The 17,199-nt window shown below is 73.3% G+C and carries 15 protein-coding genes; 9 read left to right on the top strand and 6 right to left on the bottom strand.

The features are described 5' to 3' along the window. Positions 1-89: 89 nt before the first annotated feature. Positions 90-410, top strand: a complete 321-nt coding sequence (locus ACZ6B1_RS32170; RefSeq protein ID WP_468784200.1) for a hypothetical protein — start codon at positions 90-92, stop codon at positions 408-410. Positions 411-434: 24 nt separating this feature from the next. Here the strand turns inward: ACZ6B1_RS32170 and ACZ6B1_RS32165 are convergent, their stop codons facing one another. Together ACZ6B1_RS32165 and ACZ6B1_RS32160 are read right to left on the bottom strand one after the other, a co-directional pair. Continuing rightward, complete coding sequence (locus tag ACZ6B1_RS32165) at positions 435-1,286, bottom strand: Fpg/Nei family DNA glycosylase (RefSeq protein WP_468784198.1); 852 nt, start codon at positions 1,284-1,286, stop codon at positions 435-437. Positions 1,287-1,351: 65 nt separating this feature from the next. After that, complete coding sequence (locus ACZ6B1_RS32160) at positions 1,352-6,373, bottom strand: ATP-dependent helicase (RefSeq protein WP_468784196.1); 5,022 nt, start codon at positions 6,371-6,373, stop codon at positions 1,352-1,354. A gap of 114 nt (positions 6,374-6,487) precedes the next feature. Between ACZ6B1_RS32160 and ACZ6B1_RS32155 the strand changes: the two genes are divergently transcribed. The 3 genes from ACZ6B1_RS32155 to ACZ6B1_RS32145 are packed head-to-tail and all read left to right on the top strand — an operon-like array spanning position 6,488 to position 8,411. Continuing rightward, positions 6,488-7,327: an AraC family transcriptional regulator gene (locus ACZ6B1_RS32155; RefSeq protein ID WP_468784194.1), complete on the top strand. Its 840-nt coding sequence runs from the start codon at positions 6,488-6,490 to the stop codon at positions 7,325-7,327. Between the two features lie 23 nt (positions 7,328-7,350). After that, positions 7,351-8,106, top strand: a complete 756-nt coding sequence (locus tag ACZ6B1_RS32150) for an AzlC family ABC transporter permease (RefSeq protein WP_468784192.1) — start codon at positions 7,351-7,353, stop codon at positions 8,104-8,106. After that, on the top strand, positions 8,103-8,411 hold the full coding sequence (locus tag ACZ6B1_RS32145) for an AzlD domain-containing protein (RefSeq protein WP_468784190.1): 309 nt from the start codon (positions 8,103-8,105) through the stop codon (positions 8,409-8,411). The genes ACZ6B1_RS32150 and ACZ6B1_RS32145 overlap by 4 nt, the downstream gene beginning before the upstream one ends. A gap of 7 nt (positions 8,412-8,418) precedes the next feature. On the opposite strand, the gene ACZ6B1_RS32140 is transcribed toward ACZ6B1_RS32145, so the two are convergent. Next, entirely contained in the window at positions 8,419-9,363 is a 945-nt protein-coding gene (locus ACZ6B1_RS32140; RefSeq protein ID WP_468784188.1) for a hypothetical protein, read from the bottom strand. 80 nt (positions 9,364-9,443) lie between these two features. On the opposite strand from ACZ6B1_RS32140, the gene ACZ6B1_RS32135 reads away from it, so the two are divergent. From ACZ6B1_RS32135 to ACZ6B1_RS32115, 5 genes are all read left to right on the top strand, one after another. Next, positions 9,444-9,638 carry a DUF3046 domain-containing protein gene (locus tag ACZ6B1_RS32135; protein WP_351669671.1) on the top strand — a complete coding sequence of 65 codons (195 nt, stop codon included), beginning with the start codon at positions 9,444-9,446 and terminating at the stop codon, positions 9,636-9,638. A gap of 58 nt (positions 9,639-9,696) precedes the next feature. Continuing rightward, the gene (locus tag ACZ6B1_RS32130) at positions 9,697-10,953 is read left to right on the top strand and encodes an AI-2E family transporter (RefSeq protein ID WP_468784185.1); all 1,257 of its coding nucleotides are present in this window, start codon (positions 9,697-9,699) and stop codon (positions 10,951-10,953) included. A gap of 234 nt (positions 10,954-11,187) precedes the next feature. Beyond that, positions 11,188-12,309 carry a recombinase RecA gene (gene recA / locus ACZ6B1_RS32125; protein WP_468784183.1) on the top strand — a complete coding sequence of 374 codons (1,122 nt, stop codon included), beginning with the start codon at positions 11,188-11,190 and terminating at the stop codon, positions 12,307-12,309. A 3-nt stretch (positions 12,310-12,312) separates the two neighbouring features. Then, on the top strand, positions 12,313-13,152 hold the full coding sequence (recX, locus tag ACZ6B1_RS32120; RefSeq protein WP_468784181.1) for a recombination regulator RecX: 840 nt from the start codon (positions 12,313-12,315) through the stop codon (positions 13,150-13,152). Positions 13,153-13,350: 198 nt separating this feature from the next. Beyond that, positions 13,351-15,879, top strand: coding sequence for an FtsX-like permease family protein (locus tag ACZ6B1_RS32115; RefSeq protein WP_468784179.1), 2,529 nt, complete (start codon positions 13,351-13,353; stop codon positions 15,877-15,879). An 81-nt stretch (positions 15,880-15,960) separates the two neighbouring features. On the opposite strand, the gene ACZ6B1_RS32110 is transcribed toward ACZ6B1_RS32115, so the two are convergent. The 3 genes from ACZ6B1_RS32110 to ACZ6B1_RS32100 form a co-directional block, all read right to left on the bottom strand. Continuing rightward, the gene (locus tag ACZ6B1_RS32110) at positions 15,961-16,374 is read right to left on the bottom strand and encodes a rhodanese-like domain-containing protein (protein WP_468784177.1); all 414 of its coding nucleotides are present in this window, start codon (positions 16,372-16,374) and stop codon (positions 15,961-15,963) included. Next, on the bottom strand, positions 16,371-16,862 hold the full coding sequence (locus ACZ6B1_RS32105; RefSeq protein ID WP_468784175.1) for a cupin domain-containing protein: 492 nt from the start codon (positions 16,860-16,862) through the stop codon (positions 16,371-16,373). Before ACZ6B1_RS32105 ends, ACZ6B1_RS32110 begins: the two co-directional genes overlap by 4 nt. Before the next feature lie 182 nt (positions 16,863-17,044). Further along, positions 17,045-17,092 (bottom strand): hypothetical protein, encoded by a 48-nt coding sequence (locus ACZ6B1_RS32100; RefSeq protein ID WP_309506048.1) that lies wholly within the window; start codon positions 17,090-17,092, stop codon positions 17,045-17,047. Between the last annotated feature and the right edge of the window lie 107 nt (positions 17,093-17,199).

Here is a 17,199-nt window from a genome sequence, read left to right as displayed (position 1 = left end):
CGTGCCCGGTGTCCTTGCGTCAGTGAGCCCTCGGTGCGCCCCCCGTGCGGGTCGGGCGGTGTTCCGGCGTCCGGCTGGAGGTGGCGGCCATGGTGATACGGATGCTGCGCTGGGGAGCCGCTCTCGGGCTGGGCGCCGTGTGGTGGTGGGCCGTGCTCCGGATCGCCCTCGGGCAGGGTGCGGGCGTCATCGAGGGAGCCGTCGCCATCGGTGGCTGGGGGCTCAGCGTTCTGCCGGTGCACTGCGTTCCCAAGCCACGGGCGACGGGTGCCGTGGCGGCGGGACGGTGGACGGCCGCCTGGCGGGCGGGGGTGGCCATCACGGCGGTGCCGGGCCCCAGTTCGGGGGATGCGGACCCGGTCCGGCGCGACGGCCGCGAATCGGACACCGCACCGGCTGAACCGCGGTGACGGGCGTTTTTGACGGAGCGTCGATCATCTGGACCACGACCTGCGGGGGTGGCGCTCACGCCAAGCCTGGGCCGTGCCCCGCGCGGGCGCCGGGCCCGTCTGGCAGTTCGGGCACCAGTAGGTGGGGCGTTCCTGGTAGCCGTCGCCCTGGTCGGCGACCCGGATCGAAGTGCGGCAGCGCAGGCACGGACGTGGAGCGCGGCCGTACACGAAGAGGTCCTGCCGGTGCAGGCCCGTGGTCTGCCGGACCGGGCGGTCGCGATTGCTCTCCAGCAGCTTCTTGGCAAGCCCGACCAGCCGGGCGGCGCGGTCCGCCGGCAGGGCGCCGACGGGCAACCAGGGGGTCGCGCCGAGCAGGAAGCAGAGCTCGCACTTGTAGACGTTGCCGATGCCGGCCAGGTTTCGCTGGTCGAGCAGGGCCTCGCCGAGCGGACGGCCGGGGTCGGCGAGCAGGTTGGTGAGGGCGAGCTCGGGGTTCCAGTCCGGGCCGAGCAGATCGGGGCCGAGGTGGCCGACGGCCTGTTCCTCCTCGCCGGTGCGCAGGAACTCCAGCAGCGGGAGGCGGTAGCCGACGGCCGTGCGGTCGGTGGTGCCGAGGATCACCCGGATCTGGTGGGCCGGGCCGCCGCGCCAGCGGTCATCGGTGCCGTACACCTTCCAGGCGCCCTCCATGCGCAGATGCGTGTGCAGGGTCAGGCCGCCCTCGAAGCGGGTGAGCAGATGCTTGCCGCGCGCGATCGTGCTCAGCACCGCGCGGCCGGTGAGATCGACCGTCGCGTACTGCGGTACCCGGAAGTCACTGCGGATCAGCATCTTGCCCGCGAGGGCCTCGTGCAGCCGTTTCGCGGCCTGCCAGACCGTGTCACCTTCGGGCATGCGTCAAGGGTGCCACGGACGGGTGATGTACGGAGGTGGGCGCGGGGCGCGGTGGCCGCCGTGTCTCAGGCGCGCAGGCGCAGGCCGCGCGGGGTCGCGATGAAGCCGGCTCCTTCCAGCAGGGATCCCAGGGGAGAGGTCAGGGCCTGGGCGCCGTTGATCCGCTCGACAGTGACCGTGCCCAGGGAGCCCGCGCGGGCGGCCGAGGCCAGGGCCTGGGCGGCCGTGCGCAGGCGTGGATCGTCGCCGGCGGCCGCGTCCGGGTCGGCGGGCCAGGCCAGCAGGGTCTTGCCGCCGCGCTCCATGTACAGCGTCAGCTCGCCCTCCACCAGCACCACGAGCGAGCCGGCCTTACGGCCCGGCTTGTGCCCCGCTCCGGCCGGCGGTTCGGGCCAGGGGAGGGCCGCGCCGTAGGCGCTGGCGGGATCGGCCGCGGCGAGGACCGCGGCACGCGGGTCGGGGGAGGAGGTCCGGCCGCGGCGGTCACCGAAATCGCGGTTCCCGTACGGGCCGTAACTTGAACCGCCGCCTCTGGGGCCGCCGTAGCCGGGAGCGGCGAAGGGGGCCGCCGGGGTGCGGTCGCGTGGGGAGACGTACTCGTCCGGGGCGGGGCTGTTGTTCCCGGGTGGCCAGGAGAACTCGCCGTCTCCCGGCCGTGCCGATTCGTCCGGCGGCCAGGTGAAGTCGCCGTCGAGGCCGGGATGGGCCAGTCCGCCGTCGGCCTGCTCGAAACCGCCGGGAGTGGTGTGACCGGCGGTGTTCCGGTCCGGGACCGCGTGGCCGTCGGTGGAGAAGTCAGCGGTGCCGTGGTCGCCGCCGAAGCCGTTGGGCAGACCCTGGCCGCGTTCGCGGGCGTTGGAGACCGCGCGGAGGCGGTCGACCGCACCGTCCATCGCGAACTGCGCGGCGCCCAGCCCCTCGACCACGTAACCCCGCCTGGCCTGTCCGCTGTCCTCGAAGGCGGACAGCACGCGGTACACCGCGGAGAAGCCGCCCTCGACGCCTTCGGCGGCCACCGCTCCCCGGGTGACCACACCGTGCCGGTCGAGCAGGGTGCGGGCCAGCGCGTGCGCGCGCACCGTGGCGTCCGGCTCCGACGCGGGGAGGAGGGACCAGCGGCCGGCCACCGTCGGCGGTCCGGTGCGCGAGCTGGCGCGGGCCGCGGCGGTCAGGGAGCCGTAACGGCCGCGCGGGACGGTGCGCTTGGCGCGGTGGGCCGTGGAGCCCGCGGTCCGGCCGGAGCCGAGCAGGGCGCGCATCGGGGTGAGGGTGTCGTTGGTGAGCCGTCCCGACCAGGCCAGATCCCACAGGGCGTCGGCCAGTTGGGGATCGCCGGCCTCGGGGTGCGTGGTGGCGCGCACCTGGTCGGCGATCTGGCGGAAGAACAGGCCGTAGCCGCCGGAAAGGGTGTCCAGCACGGACTGGTGAAGCGCCGTCAGCTCCAGCGGATGCGGCTGGGGCAGCAGCACCGGAGCCGCGTCCGCCATGTACAGGGAGACCCAGCCGTCCTTGCCCGGCAGGGCGCCCGCCCCGGCCCACACGACCTCGCCGGCCGCGGTGAGTTCGTCGAGCATCGAGGGCGTGTAGCCGGCTACGCGTGAGGGCAGGACCAGCTTCTCCAGCGCGGAGGCGGGCACGGAGGCGCCCTGCAACTGCTCGATGGCACGCACCAGCCCGTCGATGCCGCGCAGCTCGTGCCCCTTGCCGATGTGCTGCCACTGGGGCAGGAACTGGGCGAGCGCGGCGGGCGGCACGGGTTCGAGCTCATGGCGCAGGGCCGCCAGGGAACGGCGGCGCAGCCGTCGCAGTACGGCCGCGTCGCACCATTCCTGGCCGATGCCCGCCGGGTGGAACTCACCCTGGACGACCCGGCCGGCCGCGGCCAGTCGCTGCAGGGCACCCTCGGTGACCGCCACGCCCAGACCGAAGCGGGCCGCCGCCGTGGCCGAGGTGAAGGGGCCGTGGGTGCGGGCGTACCGCGCGAGGAGGTCGCCGAGCGGGTCCTTGACCGGTTCGGTGAAGGCCTCGGGGACACCCACGGGCAGCGCTGTGCCGAGAGCGTCCCGCAGGCGGCCCGCGTCCTCCACGGCCGCCCAGTGGTCGGTGCCGGCGATGCGCACCCGGATGGCCCGGCGGACGACGGCCAGGTCCCGCGCCCACTGGGGCTCGGCGCCCCGCTCGGCCAGCTCGGCGTCGGTCAGCGGGCCGAGCAGACGCAGGAGGTCGGCGACCCCCTCGACGTCCTTGACCCGGCGGTCCTCCGTCAGCCACTGCAGCTCGCGCTCCAGCTCGGTCAGCACGTCGGCGTCGAGCAGTTCGCGCAGCTCCGCCTGCCCCAGCAGCTCGGCAAGCAGCCGGGAGTCCAGGGAGAGCGCGGCCGCGCGGCGCTCGGCGAGCGGCGAGTCGCCCTCGTAGAGGAACTGGGCGACGTAGCCGAAGAGGAGGGAGCGGGCGAAGGGGGACGGCTCGGGGGTGGTGACCTCGACCAGGCGGACCTTGCGGGACTCGATGTCGCCCATCAGCTCGACGAGCCCGGGGACGTCGAAGACGTCCTGGAGGCATTCGCGGATCGCCTCCAGGACGATCGGGAACGAGCCGAACTCGCTCGCCACCTGGAGCAGCTGCGCGGCCCGCTGGCGCTGCTGCCACAGCGGGGTTCGCTTGCCCGGGTTGCGGCGCGGCAGCAGCAGCGCGCGGGCGGCGCATTCGCGGAACCGGGAGGCGAACAGGGCGGAGCTGCCGACCTGGTCGGTGACGATCTGGCCGACCTCGCCCTTGTCGAAGGCGACGTCCCCGGCGCCGATCGGGGCCTGCTCGCTGTCGTACTCGGCGCCGGCCCTCATCGGTTCCTGGTCGAGCAGGTCCAGGCCCATCAGGTCGGCGTCCGGCAGGCGCAGCACGATGCCGTCGTCGGCGTGCATGACCTGAGCGTCCATGCCGTACCGCTCGGACAGGCGGGCGCCCAGGGCGAGGGCCCAGGGGGCGTGGACCTGGGCGCCGAAGGGGGAGTGGACGACGACCCGCCAGTCGCCCAGCTCGTCACGGAAGCGCTCGACCACGATCGTGCGGTCGTCCGGGACGTGCCCGCAGGCCTCACGCTGTTCGCTCAGGTAGGACAGGACGTTGTCCACCGCCCAGGCGTCCAGGCCCGCGCGGAGCAGGCGCTGCCGGGCGTCGTCCTTCGGCAGCGAGCCCACCTCGCGCAGGAACGCGCCGACCGCACGGCCCAGTTCGAGCGGACGGCCCAGCTGGTCGCCCTTCCAGAAGGGCAGCCTGCCCGGCACACCCGGCGCGGGGGAGACCAGGACACGGTCGCGTGTGATGTCCTCGATGCGCCACGAACTGGTGCCCAACGTGAAGACGTCCCCCACCCGGGACTCGTAGACCATCTCCTCGTCGAGCTCGCCGACCCGGCCGCCGCCCTTCTTGGGGTCGGAACCGGCGAGGAAGACCCCGAAGAGGCCCCGGTCGGGGATCGTGCCGCCGGAGGTGACCGCGAGACGCTGGGCGCCCGGCCGGCCGGTGATCGTGCCGGCCACGCGGTCCCACACCACGCGCGGGCGCAGCTCCGCGAACGCGTCGGACGGATAGCGGCCCGCCAGCATGTCCAGCGTCGCGGTGAACGCCGACTCGGGGAGCGAGGCGAAGGGAGCCGCGCGGCGGATCACGGTCAGCAGGTCGTCGAACTGCCAGGTGTCCAGCGCCGTCATGGCGACGAGCTGCTGGGCGAGCACGTCCAGCGGGTTGGCGGGCACCCGCAGGGACTCGATGGCGCCGGAGCGCATCCGCTCGGTGACCACGGCGGACTGGACCAGGTCGCCCCGGTACTTGGGGAAGACCACGCCGGTGGATACGGCACCCACCTGGTGGCCGGCGCGGCCGACGCGCTGGAGCCCGGAGGCCACCGAGGGCGGGGACTCCACCTGGACGACGAGGTCCACCGCGCCCATGTCGATACCCAGCTCCAGACTGGAGGTGGCGACCACGGCGGGCAGCCGGCCCGCCTTCAGGTCCTCCTCGACGAGGGCGCGCTGCTCCTTGGAGACCGAGCCGTGGTGCGCGCGGGCGATCACCGGGGGCGCGCCGTGGGCCGCCCCCGAGCCGCCCATCAGCTCGGCCGGTGAGTGGTGCTCGTCCAGGGGCTCGCCGGTCGCCCGCTCGTAGGCGATCTCGTTGAGCCGGTTGCACAGCCGCTCGGCCAGGCGCCGCGAGTTCGCGAACACGATCGTGGACCGGTGGGCCTGCACCAGGTCGGTGATCCGCTCCTCGACGTGCGGCCAGATCGAGGGCCGTTCGGCACCGTCGCCGCCGCTGTCGGCCGCCGGGGAGCCGCCCAGCTCGCCCATGTCCTCCACCGGGACGACCACGGACAGGTCGAACTCCTTGCCGGACTCCGGCTGGACGATCTCCACCTTGCGGCGGGGCGAGAGATAGCGGGCCACCTCGTCCACCGGACGCACCGTCGCCGACAGCCCGATGCGGCGGGCGGGCCTCGGCAGCAGTTCGTCCAGCCGCTCCAGGGACAGCGCGAGGTGCGCGCCGCGCTTGGTGCCCGCCACCGCGTGCACCTCGTCCAGGATCACCGTCTCGATGCCCGTCAGCGCGTCGCGCGTGGCCGAGGTCAGCATCAGGAACAGTGACTCGGGGGTCGTGATCAGGATGTCCGGCGGGCGCGTGGACAGCGCGCGGCGCTCGGCGGGCGGGGTGTCGCCGGAACGGATGCCGACCTTCACCTCGGGCTCGGGCAGGCCGAGGCGCACGGACTCCTGGCGGATACCGGTCAGCGGGCTGCGCAGGTTCCGCTCGACATCGACCGCGAGGGCCTTGAGCGGGGACACGTACAGCACCCGGCAGCGCTTCTTCGGGTCGGCCGGAGGAGGCGCCGAGGCGAGCTGGTCCAGCGCGGCGAGGAACGCGGCCAGCGTCTTGCCCGAGCCGGTGGGGGCCACCACCAGCACGTCCGAGCCCGCGCCGATGGCCCGCCAGGCGCCCGCCTGGGCCGCGGTGGGCGCGGAGAACGCCCCCGTGAACCAGCCGCGGGTCGCGGGCGAGAAGCCGTCGAGGGCTCGGTGTGCGGAGCTGACCATGCCCTCCATCCTGCACCCGGCCACTGACAATCGGGCTGACCTGGGCGAAAGGGGCAGGCCCGGGCGTGAGCCGCCCGCGGCCAGGGGCCCGCCGGGCTGGCGGAGAATGGAGGTATGGCGGGTTCGGCGGAGCGGGCACGGCACTGGCGGTACGAGCGGCTGCCCGGTGTCGACCTGCTGCGTGCCCGGTACATCCGCAAGACCTTCGTCCGGCACACCCACGAGAACTTCGTGATCGCGGCCATCGCCGACGGCGTGGAGGTCTTCCACCACCGGGGCTCCGACGTGTCGGCGGGCGCGGGCGCCCTCGCGCTGGTCAACCCGGACACCCCGCACACGGGCCGGGCCGGGGTCCCCGAGGGCTGGCGCTACGGCGCGGTGTATCCGTCGCCCGAGGTGGTGGCCGGGATAGCGGCCGAGACCACCACGATCCGCGGTACCCCAGGCTTCGTCAGCCCGGTCCTCGACGATCCGTACACCGTCCGCCTGGTCCACCAGGTGCTGCGCGCCGCCGAGGAGGGCAACGCGCTGGCCGCCGACACCCTGCTGCGGGTGGCCGTGACCAGGCTGCTGCGGCTCAACGGCGGCTCGCTGCCGCAGCGGCCGCGCCGGACGGCCGGCGCTCTGATCGCGGCACGCGCGCGTGGCGTACTGGAGGAGGAGATGACCGCGCCGCCGACCCTGGAACGCCTGGCCGCCGACCTCGGGACCAGCCCGTTCGCCCTGCTGCGGGCGTTCCGCGACACCTACGGGATGCCGCCGCACACCTGGCTGACCGACGCGCGCGTGCGCCGCGCGCGGCGGCTGCTCGACGCGGGAACCGCGCCCGCCGAGGCGGCCGTCGCCGTCGGCTTCACCGACCAGCCCCACCTCAACCGGCACTTCGCCCGGATCGTCGGCGTGCCCCCGGGCGCCTACCAGCGCGAGCGCAAGAACGTACAAGACCCGGACTGAGGCCCGGACGTACCGTCCAGGGCGTGGCACAACAGACAGCACTCGCGGACACGTCCGCCGAAGACACCGCCAAGCCCGATTCCGCCGTCGTACGGGACGCCCTCGGCGTCGGCGTCGCGGTGGGGCTTTCCGGCTTCGCCTTCGGGGTCACCTCGGCCGGCAGCGGACTCGGACTCCTCCAGACCTGCGCGCTCAGCCTCCTGGTCTTCACCGGCGCCTCTCAGTTCGCCCTGGTGGGCGCGCTCGCCGCGGGCGGCAGCCCGTTCACGGCCGCCGCGGGCGCCTTCTTCCTCGGCGTGCGCAACGCCTTCTACGGGCTGCGGCTGTCGCAGTTGCTCGCCCTCCCGCGCGCGCTGCGGCCGTTCGCGGCCCAGTGGGTGATCGACGAGACCACGGCCGTGACCCTGGCCCAGCCGACCCGGCGTGCCGCGCGGATCGGTTTCACCGTGACCGGGCTCAGCCTGTACCTGCTGTGGAACCTCACCACGCTGCTCGGCGCGCTGGGTGCGAAGGCCATCGGGGACACCGACGCCTGGGGGCTGGACGCGGCCGGACCCGCCGTCTTCCTGGCCCTGCTCGCCCCCATGCTGAAGACGCGCACCGAGCGTGCGGTGGCGGGGCTGGCGGTCGTCCTGGGCCTCGGCCTGCTGCCCGTCCTCCCGGCCGGCGTACCGGTCCTGGTGGCCGCGCTGGCGGCGCCGGTGGCGCTCTTCGTCGAGGGCCGGCGCATCGGACGCACCCGGAGGACCGCACCGGACGGAACGGAGGAGGGCCGGTGAACACCTGGATAGCGATCGGCCTGACCGTCCTCGGTTGCTACGCCGTCAAGCTCGCCGGACTGCTCGTGCCGGCCGGCGCCATGGAGCGGCCGCTCGTCCGGCAGCTCGCCGCCCTGCTGCCCGTCGCCCTGCTGGCCGCGCTCACGGCCCAGCAGACGTTCGCCGACGGGCACGCCCTGGTGCTGGACGCCAGGGCGGCGGGGCTCGGCGCGGCCGCCGTGGCGCTGGTGCTGCGCGCACCCTTCCTGCTGGTCGTCGCCGCCGCGGTGGTGGTGACCGCGGGGGTGCGGGCGATCGGCGGCTGAGCGCGGCTCAGCCCACGAAGCGGCCGTACGCCCTGAGGGTGCGCAGCGCCTCGATCGTCACCATGGGCCGCGCCTCGAGCGTCGGGGCCGGTGCCCACTGGCGCCAGCGGACGGGCCAGCCGCCGTCCTCCTGCTGCGATCCGGCGAGGTGGTCCAGGGAGCGCGTCATCTCCTCGTCCGTGAACCACGCGCGCGCGAGTGACCGCGGGCTCCTCGCGAAGTCGTGCGGGAAGTGGTGCTCGCCGGGGGCGTACCCGGGCGCGACCGGGTACGCGTCGAGCCGGTCCGGGTCCAGTGCCGCCAGCCGCTGTTCGCGCACCAGGCGGCCGAGCCGGTCGGCCGCCGCCTCCGCGCGTGGACGGTCCGGCACGGAGTCCAGGAAGGCCACCGCGGCGTGCACCTCGTAGGGGTGGGACGTCCGCAGGGACTCCACCGCCTGCCAGCAGAAGTCGGTGGCCCGGAACAGCCAGGCGTGCCACACCTCGTTGCCGTGCAGCAGCCCCACCACGGGGCCGGTGGCGAGCAGCTCGCCGGGCGGGTCGTCCACGACCGGGACGAACGGTGCCACCGGGTAGCCGCGCTGGCCGGGATCGACCGCCGGCAGCGCGCCGTCCGCGGTCGAGACGGCGGTCAGATGACGGCACACCCGCTCCACCCGCTGCCCCCCGCAGCGCCCGATGGCGTCCAGGACGCCCAGCGCGCGAGCGGTGTGCAGGGGCTGGCTCACGGGTCCGCGCAGATCCGGTTCCAGCGCGTGACCGTAGCCGCCGTCCTCGTTGCGGTAGGCGTTCAGCGCGGCCTCCACCGGCTCGGCGGCGCCGTTCAGGAAGTGGTAGGCGAAGAGCCGCTGCTCCAGCACGCGCGCGGTGAGCCAGACGAACTGTTCGGCGCGGAAGAGCGGGGAGCGCGCCGGGGGCTTTGGGGGGAGTGGGGAAGCTCCTGATTCGGCCATGCGACAGACCGTAGGACGGAAAGCGGTCTCGGCAGGCGCCTCCCGGCGGGCCCCACCCCCAGGGGCGGGATACTGGAGTCATGCGGTTGACGGTCTTCTGGCAGCGGATGGCGGAACACTTCGGTCCGGGGTACGCCGACACCTTCGCGCGCGACCACGTGATGACGGAGCTGGGCGGGCGCACGGTGCACGAGGCACTGGACGCAGGCTGGGACGCCAAGGACGTGTGGCGCGTGGTCTGCTCGGTCATGAACGTGCCCGGGGAGAGGCACTGAGACGACACCAGGACTCCGGACGGTCCTGGCTGTCGGCGGCGTGGGCGAGACTGGGTGCGTGGCACCCACTGACGACAATGAGCCGGCCGTCCGGCACGCAGCCTCCCCGACCGCTACGCCGCCGCCCGCCCGGCGCCCGGCCGACGACGACGGCGCCGCCGAGCGGCCCGGTCGCCGCATGCCGCGCTGGCTCCCGCGCGCCATGGTGCTCGCACTCGCGCTCATCGCCTCGTTCCAGCTGGGCAGCTGGGCCTTCCACCAGCTGACCGGACTGCTGATCAACATCCTGATCGCGTTCTTCCTCGCGCTCGCCATAGAGCCCGCGGTGAGCTGGATGGCCGCCCACGGCATGCGCCGGGGCCTCGCGACCTTCCTGGTCTTCCTCGGCCTGACGATCGTCGCGGCGGGCTTCGTCACGCTGCTCGGGTCGATGCTGGCGGGACAGATCATCAAGATGGTCGAGGGCTTCCCCGGCTATCTGGACTCGGTGATCAACTGGATCAACGAGACGTTCCACATGGAGCTCAGACGCGTGGACGTCCAGGAGGGTCTGCTGCACTCCGACTGGCTGCGCAAGTACGCCCAGAACAGCGCGGCCGGCGTGCTCGACGTGTCCGCCCAGGTGCTCGGCGGCCTCTTCCAGCTGCTGACGGTCGGGCTGTTCTCGTTCTACTTCGCCGCCGACGGCCCCCGGCTGCGCCGGGCCCTCTGCTCCGTCCTGCCGCCCGCGCGCCAGGCCGAGGTGCTGCGCGCCTGGGAGATCGCCGTGGACAAGACGGGCGGCTATCTCTACTCGCGCGGCCTCATGGCGCTGATCTCCGGGATCGCGCACTACATCCTGCTCGAGGCGCTGGGCGTGCCGTACGCGCCCGTGCTCGGCGTCTGGGTGGGGCTGGTCTCGCAGTTCATCCCGACCATCGGCACCTATCTCGCGGGCGCGCTGCCGATGCTGATCGCTTTCACCGTGAACCCCTGGTACGCGGTGTGGGTGCTGGTCTTCGTCGTGGTCTACCAGCAGTTCGAGAACTACATGCTGCAGCCCAAGCTGACCTCCAAGACCGTGGACATCCATCCGGCCGTCGCCTTCGGCTCGGTGATCGCGGGCACCGCGCTGCTCGGCGCGGTCGGCGCGCTGATCGCCATCCCCGCGGTCGCCACGCTGCAGGCCTTCCTGGGGGCGTACGTGAAGCGGTACACCGTCACGGACGATCCGCGAGTGCACGGACACCGCCGGCGGGATCCGGGCCGTCCCGGCGCGTTCGCGCGCATGCGGCTGCTGTGGGAGCGGCGGCCCGATTCGCAGGAGTCCTCGTAGCGGTACGCACCGCCGGCGGCCCTCCGCGGCCCCGCGTGGTGCGCTTGACACTAAAATCGAACATCCATTCTTATGGAAGTTCAGGCGAGGCTCCGGACGGGGATTTTGTCCGCTTTGGATGGGGTGTGTTCCCGGGTTATCCACAGGCCAGGCCTGCGTCGGGGCGCATTGTCAGTGGCAGGCGTTAGCGTCTTTGACGTGAAGCGATCGACTCAAGCAAACCGGGTGGAACCCATGGCAGGAACCGACCGCGAGAAGGCGCTCGACGCCGCGCTCGCACAGATTGAACGACAATTCGGCAAGGGCGCTGTCATGCGCATGGGCGAGCGGTCGATGGAGCCCATCGAGGTCATCCCGACCGGTTCGACCGCGCTCGACGTCGCTCTTGGCGTCGGTGGCCTGCCCCGCGGCCGTGTGGTGGAGATCTACGGACCGGAGTCGTCCGGTAAGACCACGCTGACCCTGCACGCCGTGGCCAACGCGCAGAAGGCCGGTGGCCAGGTCGCGTTCGTGGACGCGGAGCACGCCCTCGACCCCGAGTACGCGAAGAAGCTCGGCGTCGACATCGACAACCTGATCCTCTCCCAGCCCGACAACGGCGAGCAGGCTCTGGAGATCGTGGACATGCTGGTCCGCTCCGGCGCCCTGGACCTCATCGTCATCGACTCCGTGGCGGCGCTGGTCCCGCGTGCGGAGATCGAGGGCGAGATGGGTGACAGCCACGTCGGTCTGCAGGCCCGTCTGATGAGCCAGGCGCTGCGGAAGATCACCAGCGCGCTCAACCAGTCCAAGACCACCGCGATCTTCATCAACCAGCTCCGCGAGAAGATCGGTGTGATGTTCGGCTCCCCGGAGACCACGACCGGTGGCCGGGCGCTGAAGTTCTACGCCTCGGTGCGCATCGACATCCGCCGCATCGAGACCCTGAAGGACGGCACGGAGGCGGTGGGCAACCGCACCCGCTGCAAGGTCGTCAAGAACAAGGTCGCGCCGCCCTTCAAGCAGGCCGAGTTCGACATCCTCTACGGCCAGGGCATCAGCCGTGAGGGTGGCCTGATCGACATGGGCGTGGAGCACGGCTTCGTCCGCAAGGCCGGCGCCTGGTACACGTACGAGGGCGACCAGCTCGGCCAGGGCAAGGAGAACGCGCGCAACTTCCTGAAGGACAACCCCGACCTGGCCAACGAGATCGAGAAGAAGATCAAGGAGAAGCTGGGCGTGGGTGTCCGGCCGGAGAAGCCCTCCGCCGAGCCGGGCGCGGACGCGGCGGTCGCCGCCCCCGCCGACGACACCGCCAAGACGGCGCCCGCGGCCACCAAGGCCACCAAGCCCAAGGCCGCCGCAGCCAAGAGCTGACCCGTGACACGACGAACCGACTGGGCCGAGTACGAGTACGCCGACCCCGATGCCCCGCGGGGCAGGGGCACCGGGGGCGACCTCGGCTCCGCCACGGCCGGCGACGACGGGTACGGGGGCGACAGAGAAGGGAACGGGGGACTCGGAGGGTACGAGGGCGGCGGCAGGCACCCGGGCGGCGAGCTGTACGGGGACGGTACGAACGGGACCGACGGCCCGGGGAGGCCCGGGGGATCACGGGGCGGCCGTGGGCGCGGCCGCCGGCGGGGCGGCTTCGGGGAGCCGACCGGTGAGGACGAAGGCACCCCTGCCTCGTCGAGGGCCGAGCGGGGGGAGTCTTCGGGGGACCCGGTCGAGCGGGCGCGGGCGATCTGTCTGCGCCTGCTCACCGGGACCCCGCGCACCCGCAAGCAACTCGCGGACGCCCTGCGCAAGCGGGACATCCCCGAGGAGGCGGCCGAGGAGGTGCTCTCGCGGTTCGAGGAGGTCGGGCTCATTGACGACGGCGCGTTCGCGGAAGCCTGGGTGGAGTCCCGGCACCACGGCCGGGGACTCGCCCGCCGTGCACTCGCCCGCGAACTGCGCACCAAGGGCGTCGACTCCACGCTGATCGACGAGGCCGTCGCCCAGCTCGACTCCGAGCAGGAGGAGGAGACCGCCCGGGAACTCGTCGCCCGCAAGCTGCGGGCCACCCATGGCCTCGAGCGCGACAAGCGGCTCCGGCGCCTGGCGGGCATGCTCGCTCGCAAGGGATACCCCGAGGGCATGGCCCTGCGCGTCGTCCGCCAGGCCCTGGAGGAAGAGGGCGAGGAAACGGAGTTCCTCGAAGGCGAGGGTTTCTGACGGCGGCGGGCGCCCGGCCATCGAGCGCCACCGGCCGCGTGCCGGGGTGGGGTTAGCCCCCGCCCAAGACGCCTGGCCACCGCAGTGCTCCGGCCACCCCGCGCGGGCCAGGGTGTACGTACGCCCCGGACCCCGGCTGACGCCGAGGCCGGACGGCGCACGGACAACCGGGACGCACAACAGAAAAGAGCCCGCCCGATGCTGCTGCGTTACGCCCTCAAGACCGTCCGCGCCCGCAAGGCGGGCTTCCTCGGCGCTTTCCTCGCCCTCATGTGTGCGGCCGCTCTGATCACCGCCTGCGGCACCCTGCTCGACACCGGCCTGCGCGGCTCGATCCGCACCGAGCGCTATGCCGCCGCTCCCGTCGTGGTCTCCGCCGATCAGTACGTCCACCGCACCACCGTGAAACACAAGAAGGGCAAGACCAAGGTCAAGCACAAGGCGAAACCCGTCGCCGAACGCGCCTGGCTGTCCGCCGACTTGGGAACGACCCTCGCCCGCACTCCCGGCGCCGCCCGCGTCGTGCCCGAACTGACCTTCATCGCACAGCCGTTGAGCCCGGCCGGCACCGGTGGCCGGGCCGCCTACGGGCACGCCTGGGAATCCGCCGCGCTGACCCCGTACCGGCTCACCGCCGGTACCGCGCCCACGGCCACCGGTGATCTCGTCATCGACCACGATCTCGCCGCCCGCGCCCGCCTCCGGCCCGGCGACCATCTCACCGTGCAGTCGACGCGGTCGCCGCGCGACTACCGGATCACCGGTATCGCCACTCCGGCCACGCCCGTGCGCCACCAGACCTCCCTGTTCTTCTCCACCGCTGAAGCTCGACGGCTGGCCGCACACCCCGGGCAGGTCAGCGCATTCGGCGTTCTCCCGGCCAGGGGCACCGACCCGGAGACGGTGCGACAGGCCGTGACACGGGCGCTGCACGGCACCACCGCTCAGGTCAGTACCGGTGACGCCCGCGGTCCCGTCGAGTTCCTGGACGCGGCCGCCGCTCGCACCCGGCTGGTCAGCATGGGCGGCGCGATGGGCGGCACCTCGCTGCTGGTGGCGGTGCTCGTGGTCGTCGGCACCTTCGCACTCACCGTCCAGCAGCGCCACCGCGAACTCGCCCTGCTCCGGGCCATCGCCGCCACCCCCGGGCAGGTCCGCAAGCTGCTCGGTCGGGAGGCGCTGATCGTCGGCGCGGCGGCGGGCACCCTCGGGGCTCTCCTCGGGCTGCCGCTGGGCGGTCTGCTGCACTCCAGGTTCGTCGCCCTGGGCGCCGTACCCGACACGCTTCAGCACACCACCAGCGTCTTCCCGCCGTTCGCCGGGCTCGCCGCAACCCTGCTCGGCGCGTGGGCGGCGGCCCGGATCGCCTCCCGCAGGGTCGCCCGGATCCGGCCGGCGGAAGCCCTGGCCGAGGCCCGGGCCGAGCGCGGTCGGCCCGCCTGGGGGCGTATCACCGCCGGTCTGCTCCTCCTCGCCGGTGGCATCGTCCTCGTCGCCGTCCTCACCGCCCTGCGCAGCGAGCCCGCCTCGACCCCCGTGACCTTCCTCGCCGTCGTCGTGCTGTCCACCTCCGTCGCTCTGCTCGGTCCTCTCCTGGTGAAAGCGGCCGCGCTGCTGCTCGCCGTACCGCTGCGGCTCACCGGTCACGGCGGGCGGCTCGCCACTGCCAATCTGCGCGGCAACGCCGCCCGGATGGCCTCCGTCGTCACCCCCCTCACCCTGCTCATCGGCATGACCTGCACCGTTCTGTTCGTCCAGTCGACCCTCGGCGGCGCCGCCCGGGCCCAGACGCGCGACGGTGTCACCGCCGACTGGGTCGTCGCCGCCCAGGGACCCGGCGTCCCGGACGAGGCCGCGCGGCTGCTGCGGGCCCGGCACGACATCGTCACCGAGGTGGTGCGCACCACCGTCCGCGTCGGCCTCGACAAGTACCCCGCCCAGGGCGTCACCCCGGCCGGTCTCAACCGCACCTGGGATCCGCAGGTCACCGCCGGCTCCCTCGCCGACCTCGCTCCCGGCACCGTCGCCGTGAGCCGACTGGCCGCGGATCAGCATCACTTGAAGCCCGGAAGCAGCCTGAAACTGACGCTCGGCGACGGGACGCCCGCGACGCTCACCGTCGCCGCCGTCTACGCCCGGGGTCTCGGCTTCGGCGATCTCACGTTCGCCCACGACCTCCTGGCCCGCCACATGGACAACCCGCTCGCCTCCTCCGTCCTCGTCGGCACGACCCGTACAAAGACACAACTCGCGACTACGCTCCGTGAGTTCCCGGGTCTGAAAGTTCTTTCGCCGGCCGCCGCCGACTCACTCCAGGCCGAACGGCAGCAGGCGAACGCCGAGGTCAACTACCTGGCCATGGGACTGGTCCTGGCGTTCACCGCCATCGCGGTCGTCAACACCCTCGCCATGTCGGTCGCGGAGCGTGTCCGGGAGTTCGCCCTGCTCCGTCTCGCCGGAGCGACCCGCCGCCAGGTGCTGCGCATGCTCCGCACGGAGGCGCTGTCCGTGCTGCTCCTCGCCACCGCGCTCGGCAGCGGCATCTCCCTCGCCGTGCTCACCGCGTTCAGCCTCGGCATGACGGGCCGGGCAGCCCCCGCGGTCACGCCCCTGCTGTATGTCGCCGTCGTCGCGGTGGCCGCGCTCCTGGCGCTCACCGCCAGTGCCCTTCCCGGGCGTGCGGCGCTTCGGGTCAGGGCGGTGACGGTGGCCACCGCGAAGGAGTAGGGCGAAAGGCGGCGGCTGCGGGCCGCCGCCTGAGGTCGCCCCCGGCGAAGGCCCGCGGGGCGCCTCCCGGCGGTGGCCCGCTCAGCCCGGCGCCGGCTCCACGGGCAGTCCCTCCGCTCGCCACGCCTGGAAGCCGCCCACCAGGTCCGTCGCCCGGTGCAGGCCCAGTTGGTGGAGGGAGGCCGCCGCCAGACTGGAGGCGTAGCCCTCGTTGCAGATGACGACGACACGCAAGTCATGGCCGGTGGCCTCGGGAACCCGGTGGCTGCCCTGGGGATCGAGGCGCCACTCCAGTTCGTTGCGCTCGATGACCAGCGCGCCGGGGATCAGTCCGTCCCGTTCGCGCAGGGCCGCGTACCGGATGTCGACCAGCAGGGCATCACCGGTGCGCGCCGCTTCGTGCGCCGCTCGCGCCTCGATGCGCCGGTAGCCCGCACGGACCCGCTCCAGCAACTCGTCGATGCCGGCCGGCTGTGCCGACGGGTCGCCGCTCACTGCCAGTCCTCCGGACGCTCGACCTGCTCCAGGCGCAGCACCCGGCCCGTACGGCTGTAGCGGCGGATCCGCGGCAGCGGAGGGTAGTAGGCGTGGACCGAGATGGCGTGCCGGTCCGGGGACTCGTTGAGGACCTCGTGGACATGGTGGTGGCCGAAGGCGCGGCCCTGCCCGGCGGACAGCCGGCGCTCGCGGTCCACGTCCTCGGCGAGCTCCAGGCTCTTCCAGCCGTCGGTGGGGAGCCGGGCCGCCAGTGAGTGCTCCTTGAGTTCGCCCGAAGCGGTGACGAAGGCGCCGACCGAGTCGGCGTGGTCGTGCCAGCCGGTGCCACTGCCGGGCGGCCAGCCGATCAGCCAGGCCTCGCTGCCGCCTGGACCCTCGAGGCGCACCCAGGTGCGGCCCTCCGGGTCGAGCGGGAGCGAGGAGATCAGCTCGCCGTCGGCGGCCGTACGCCGCGCGAAGTCGAGGAGGTCCGCCTGGGTCGGCACCTGACCGGCGGCACCGGCTGCGGCAGGGGGCGCGGAGGAGGAGGCGGCGCCGGAGGGTGAGCCAGAAGGGGAGCCGGCAGCCAGGGATGCGGAGGCAGTGGGGGAGAGGGACACGTACACCGTCCTGAGGAAGGTTCGCCGAAACGGGCGCACGGCGGCGCCCGGGAAAAAGGGAGCGAAATTCAGCAGGACGGGCGACACACGCAGCCCGCATAGCGGACGAGGTCCATATGGACCCTCCGCCACAGGCGCACACAGGTGTCGGTCACGATCCGGAGTACAGCATGCTGCCGGACGCCGGTCAACTCACCGTCACCATGCGGACGGCGCGTGACGG

Source organism: Streptomyces sp. NPDC041129 (assembly GCF_055592265.1).
This window is presented reverse-complemented; position numbering and strand designations above follow the sequence as displayed.

Excerpts from the sequence above, each read along its gene's own strand:
- ACZ6B1_RS32140 (WP_468784188.1), bottom strand. The coding sequence starts at position 9,363 with ATGGCCGAATCAGGAGCTTCCCCACTCCCCCCAAAGCCCCCGGCGCGC.
- recA (WP_468784183.1), top strand. The coding sequence starts at position 11,188 with ATGGCAGGAACCGACCGCGAGAAGGCGCTCGACGCCGCGCTCGCACAG.
- ACZ6B1_RS32165 (WP_468784198.1), bottom strand. The coding sequence starts at position 1,286 with ATGCCCGAAGGTGACACGGTCTGGCAGGCCGCGAAACGGCTGCACGAG.
- ACZ6B1_RS32155 (WP_468784194.1), top strand. The coding sequence starts at position 6,488 with ATGGCGGGTTCGGCGGAGCGGGCACGGCACTGGCGGTACGAGCGGCTG.
- ACZ6B1_RS32160 (WP_468784196.1), bottom strand. The coding sequence starts at position 6,373 with ATGGTCAGCTCCGCACACCGAGCCCTCGACGGCTTCTCGCCCGCGACC.
- ACZ6B1_RS32115 (WP_468784179.1), top strand. The coding sequence starts at position 13,351 with ATGCTGCTGCGTTACGCCCTCAAGACCGTCCGCGCCCGCAAGGCGGGC.
- ACZ6B1_RS32170 (WP_468784200.1), top strand. The coding sequence starts at position 90 with ATGGTGATACGGATGCTGCGCTGGGGAGCCGCTCTCGGGCTGGGCGCC.
- ACZ6B1_RS32135 (WP_351669671.1), top strand. The coding sequence starts at position 9,444 with ATGCGGTTGACGGTCTTCTGGCAGCGGATGGCGGAACACTTCGGTCCG.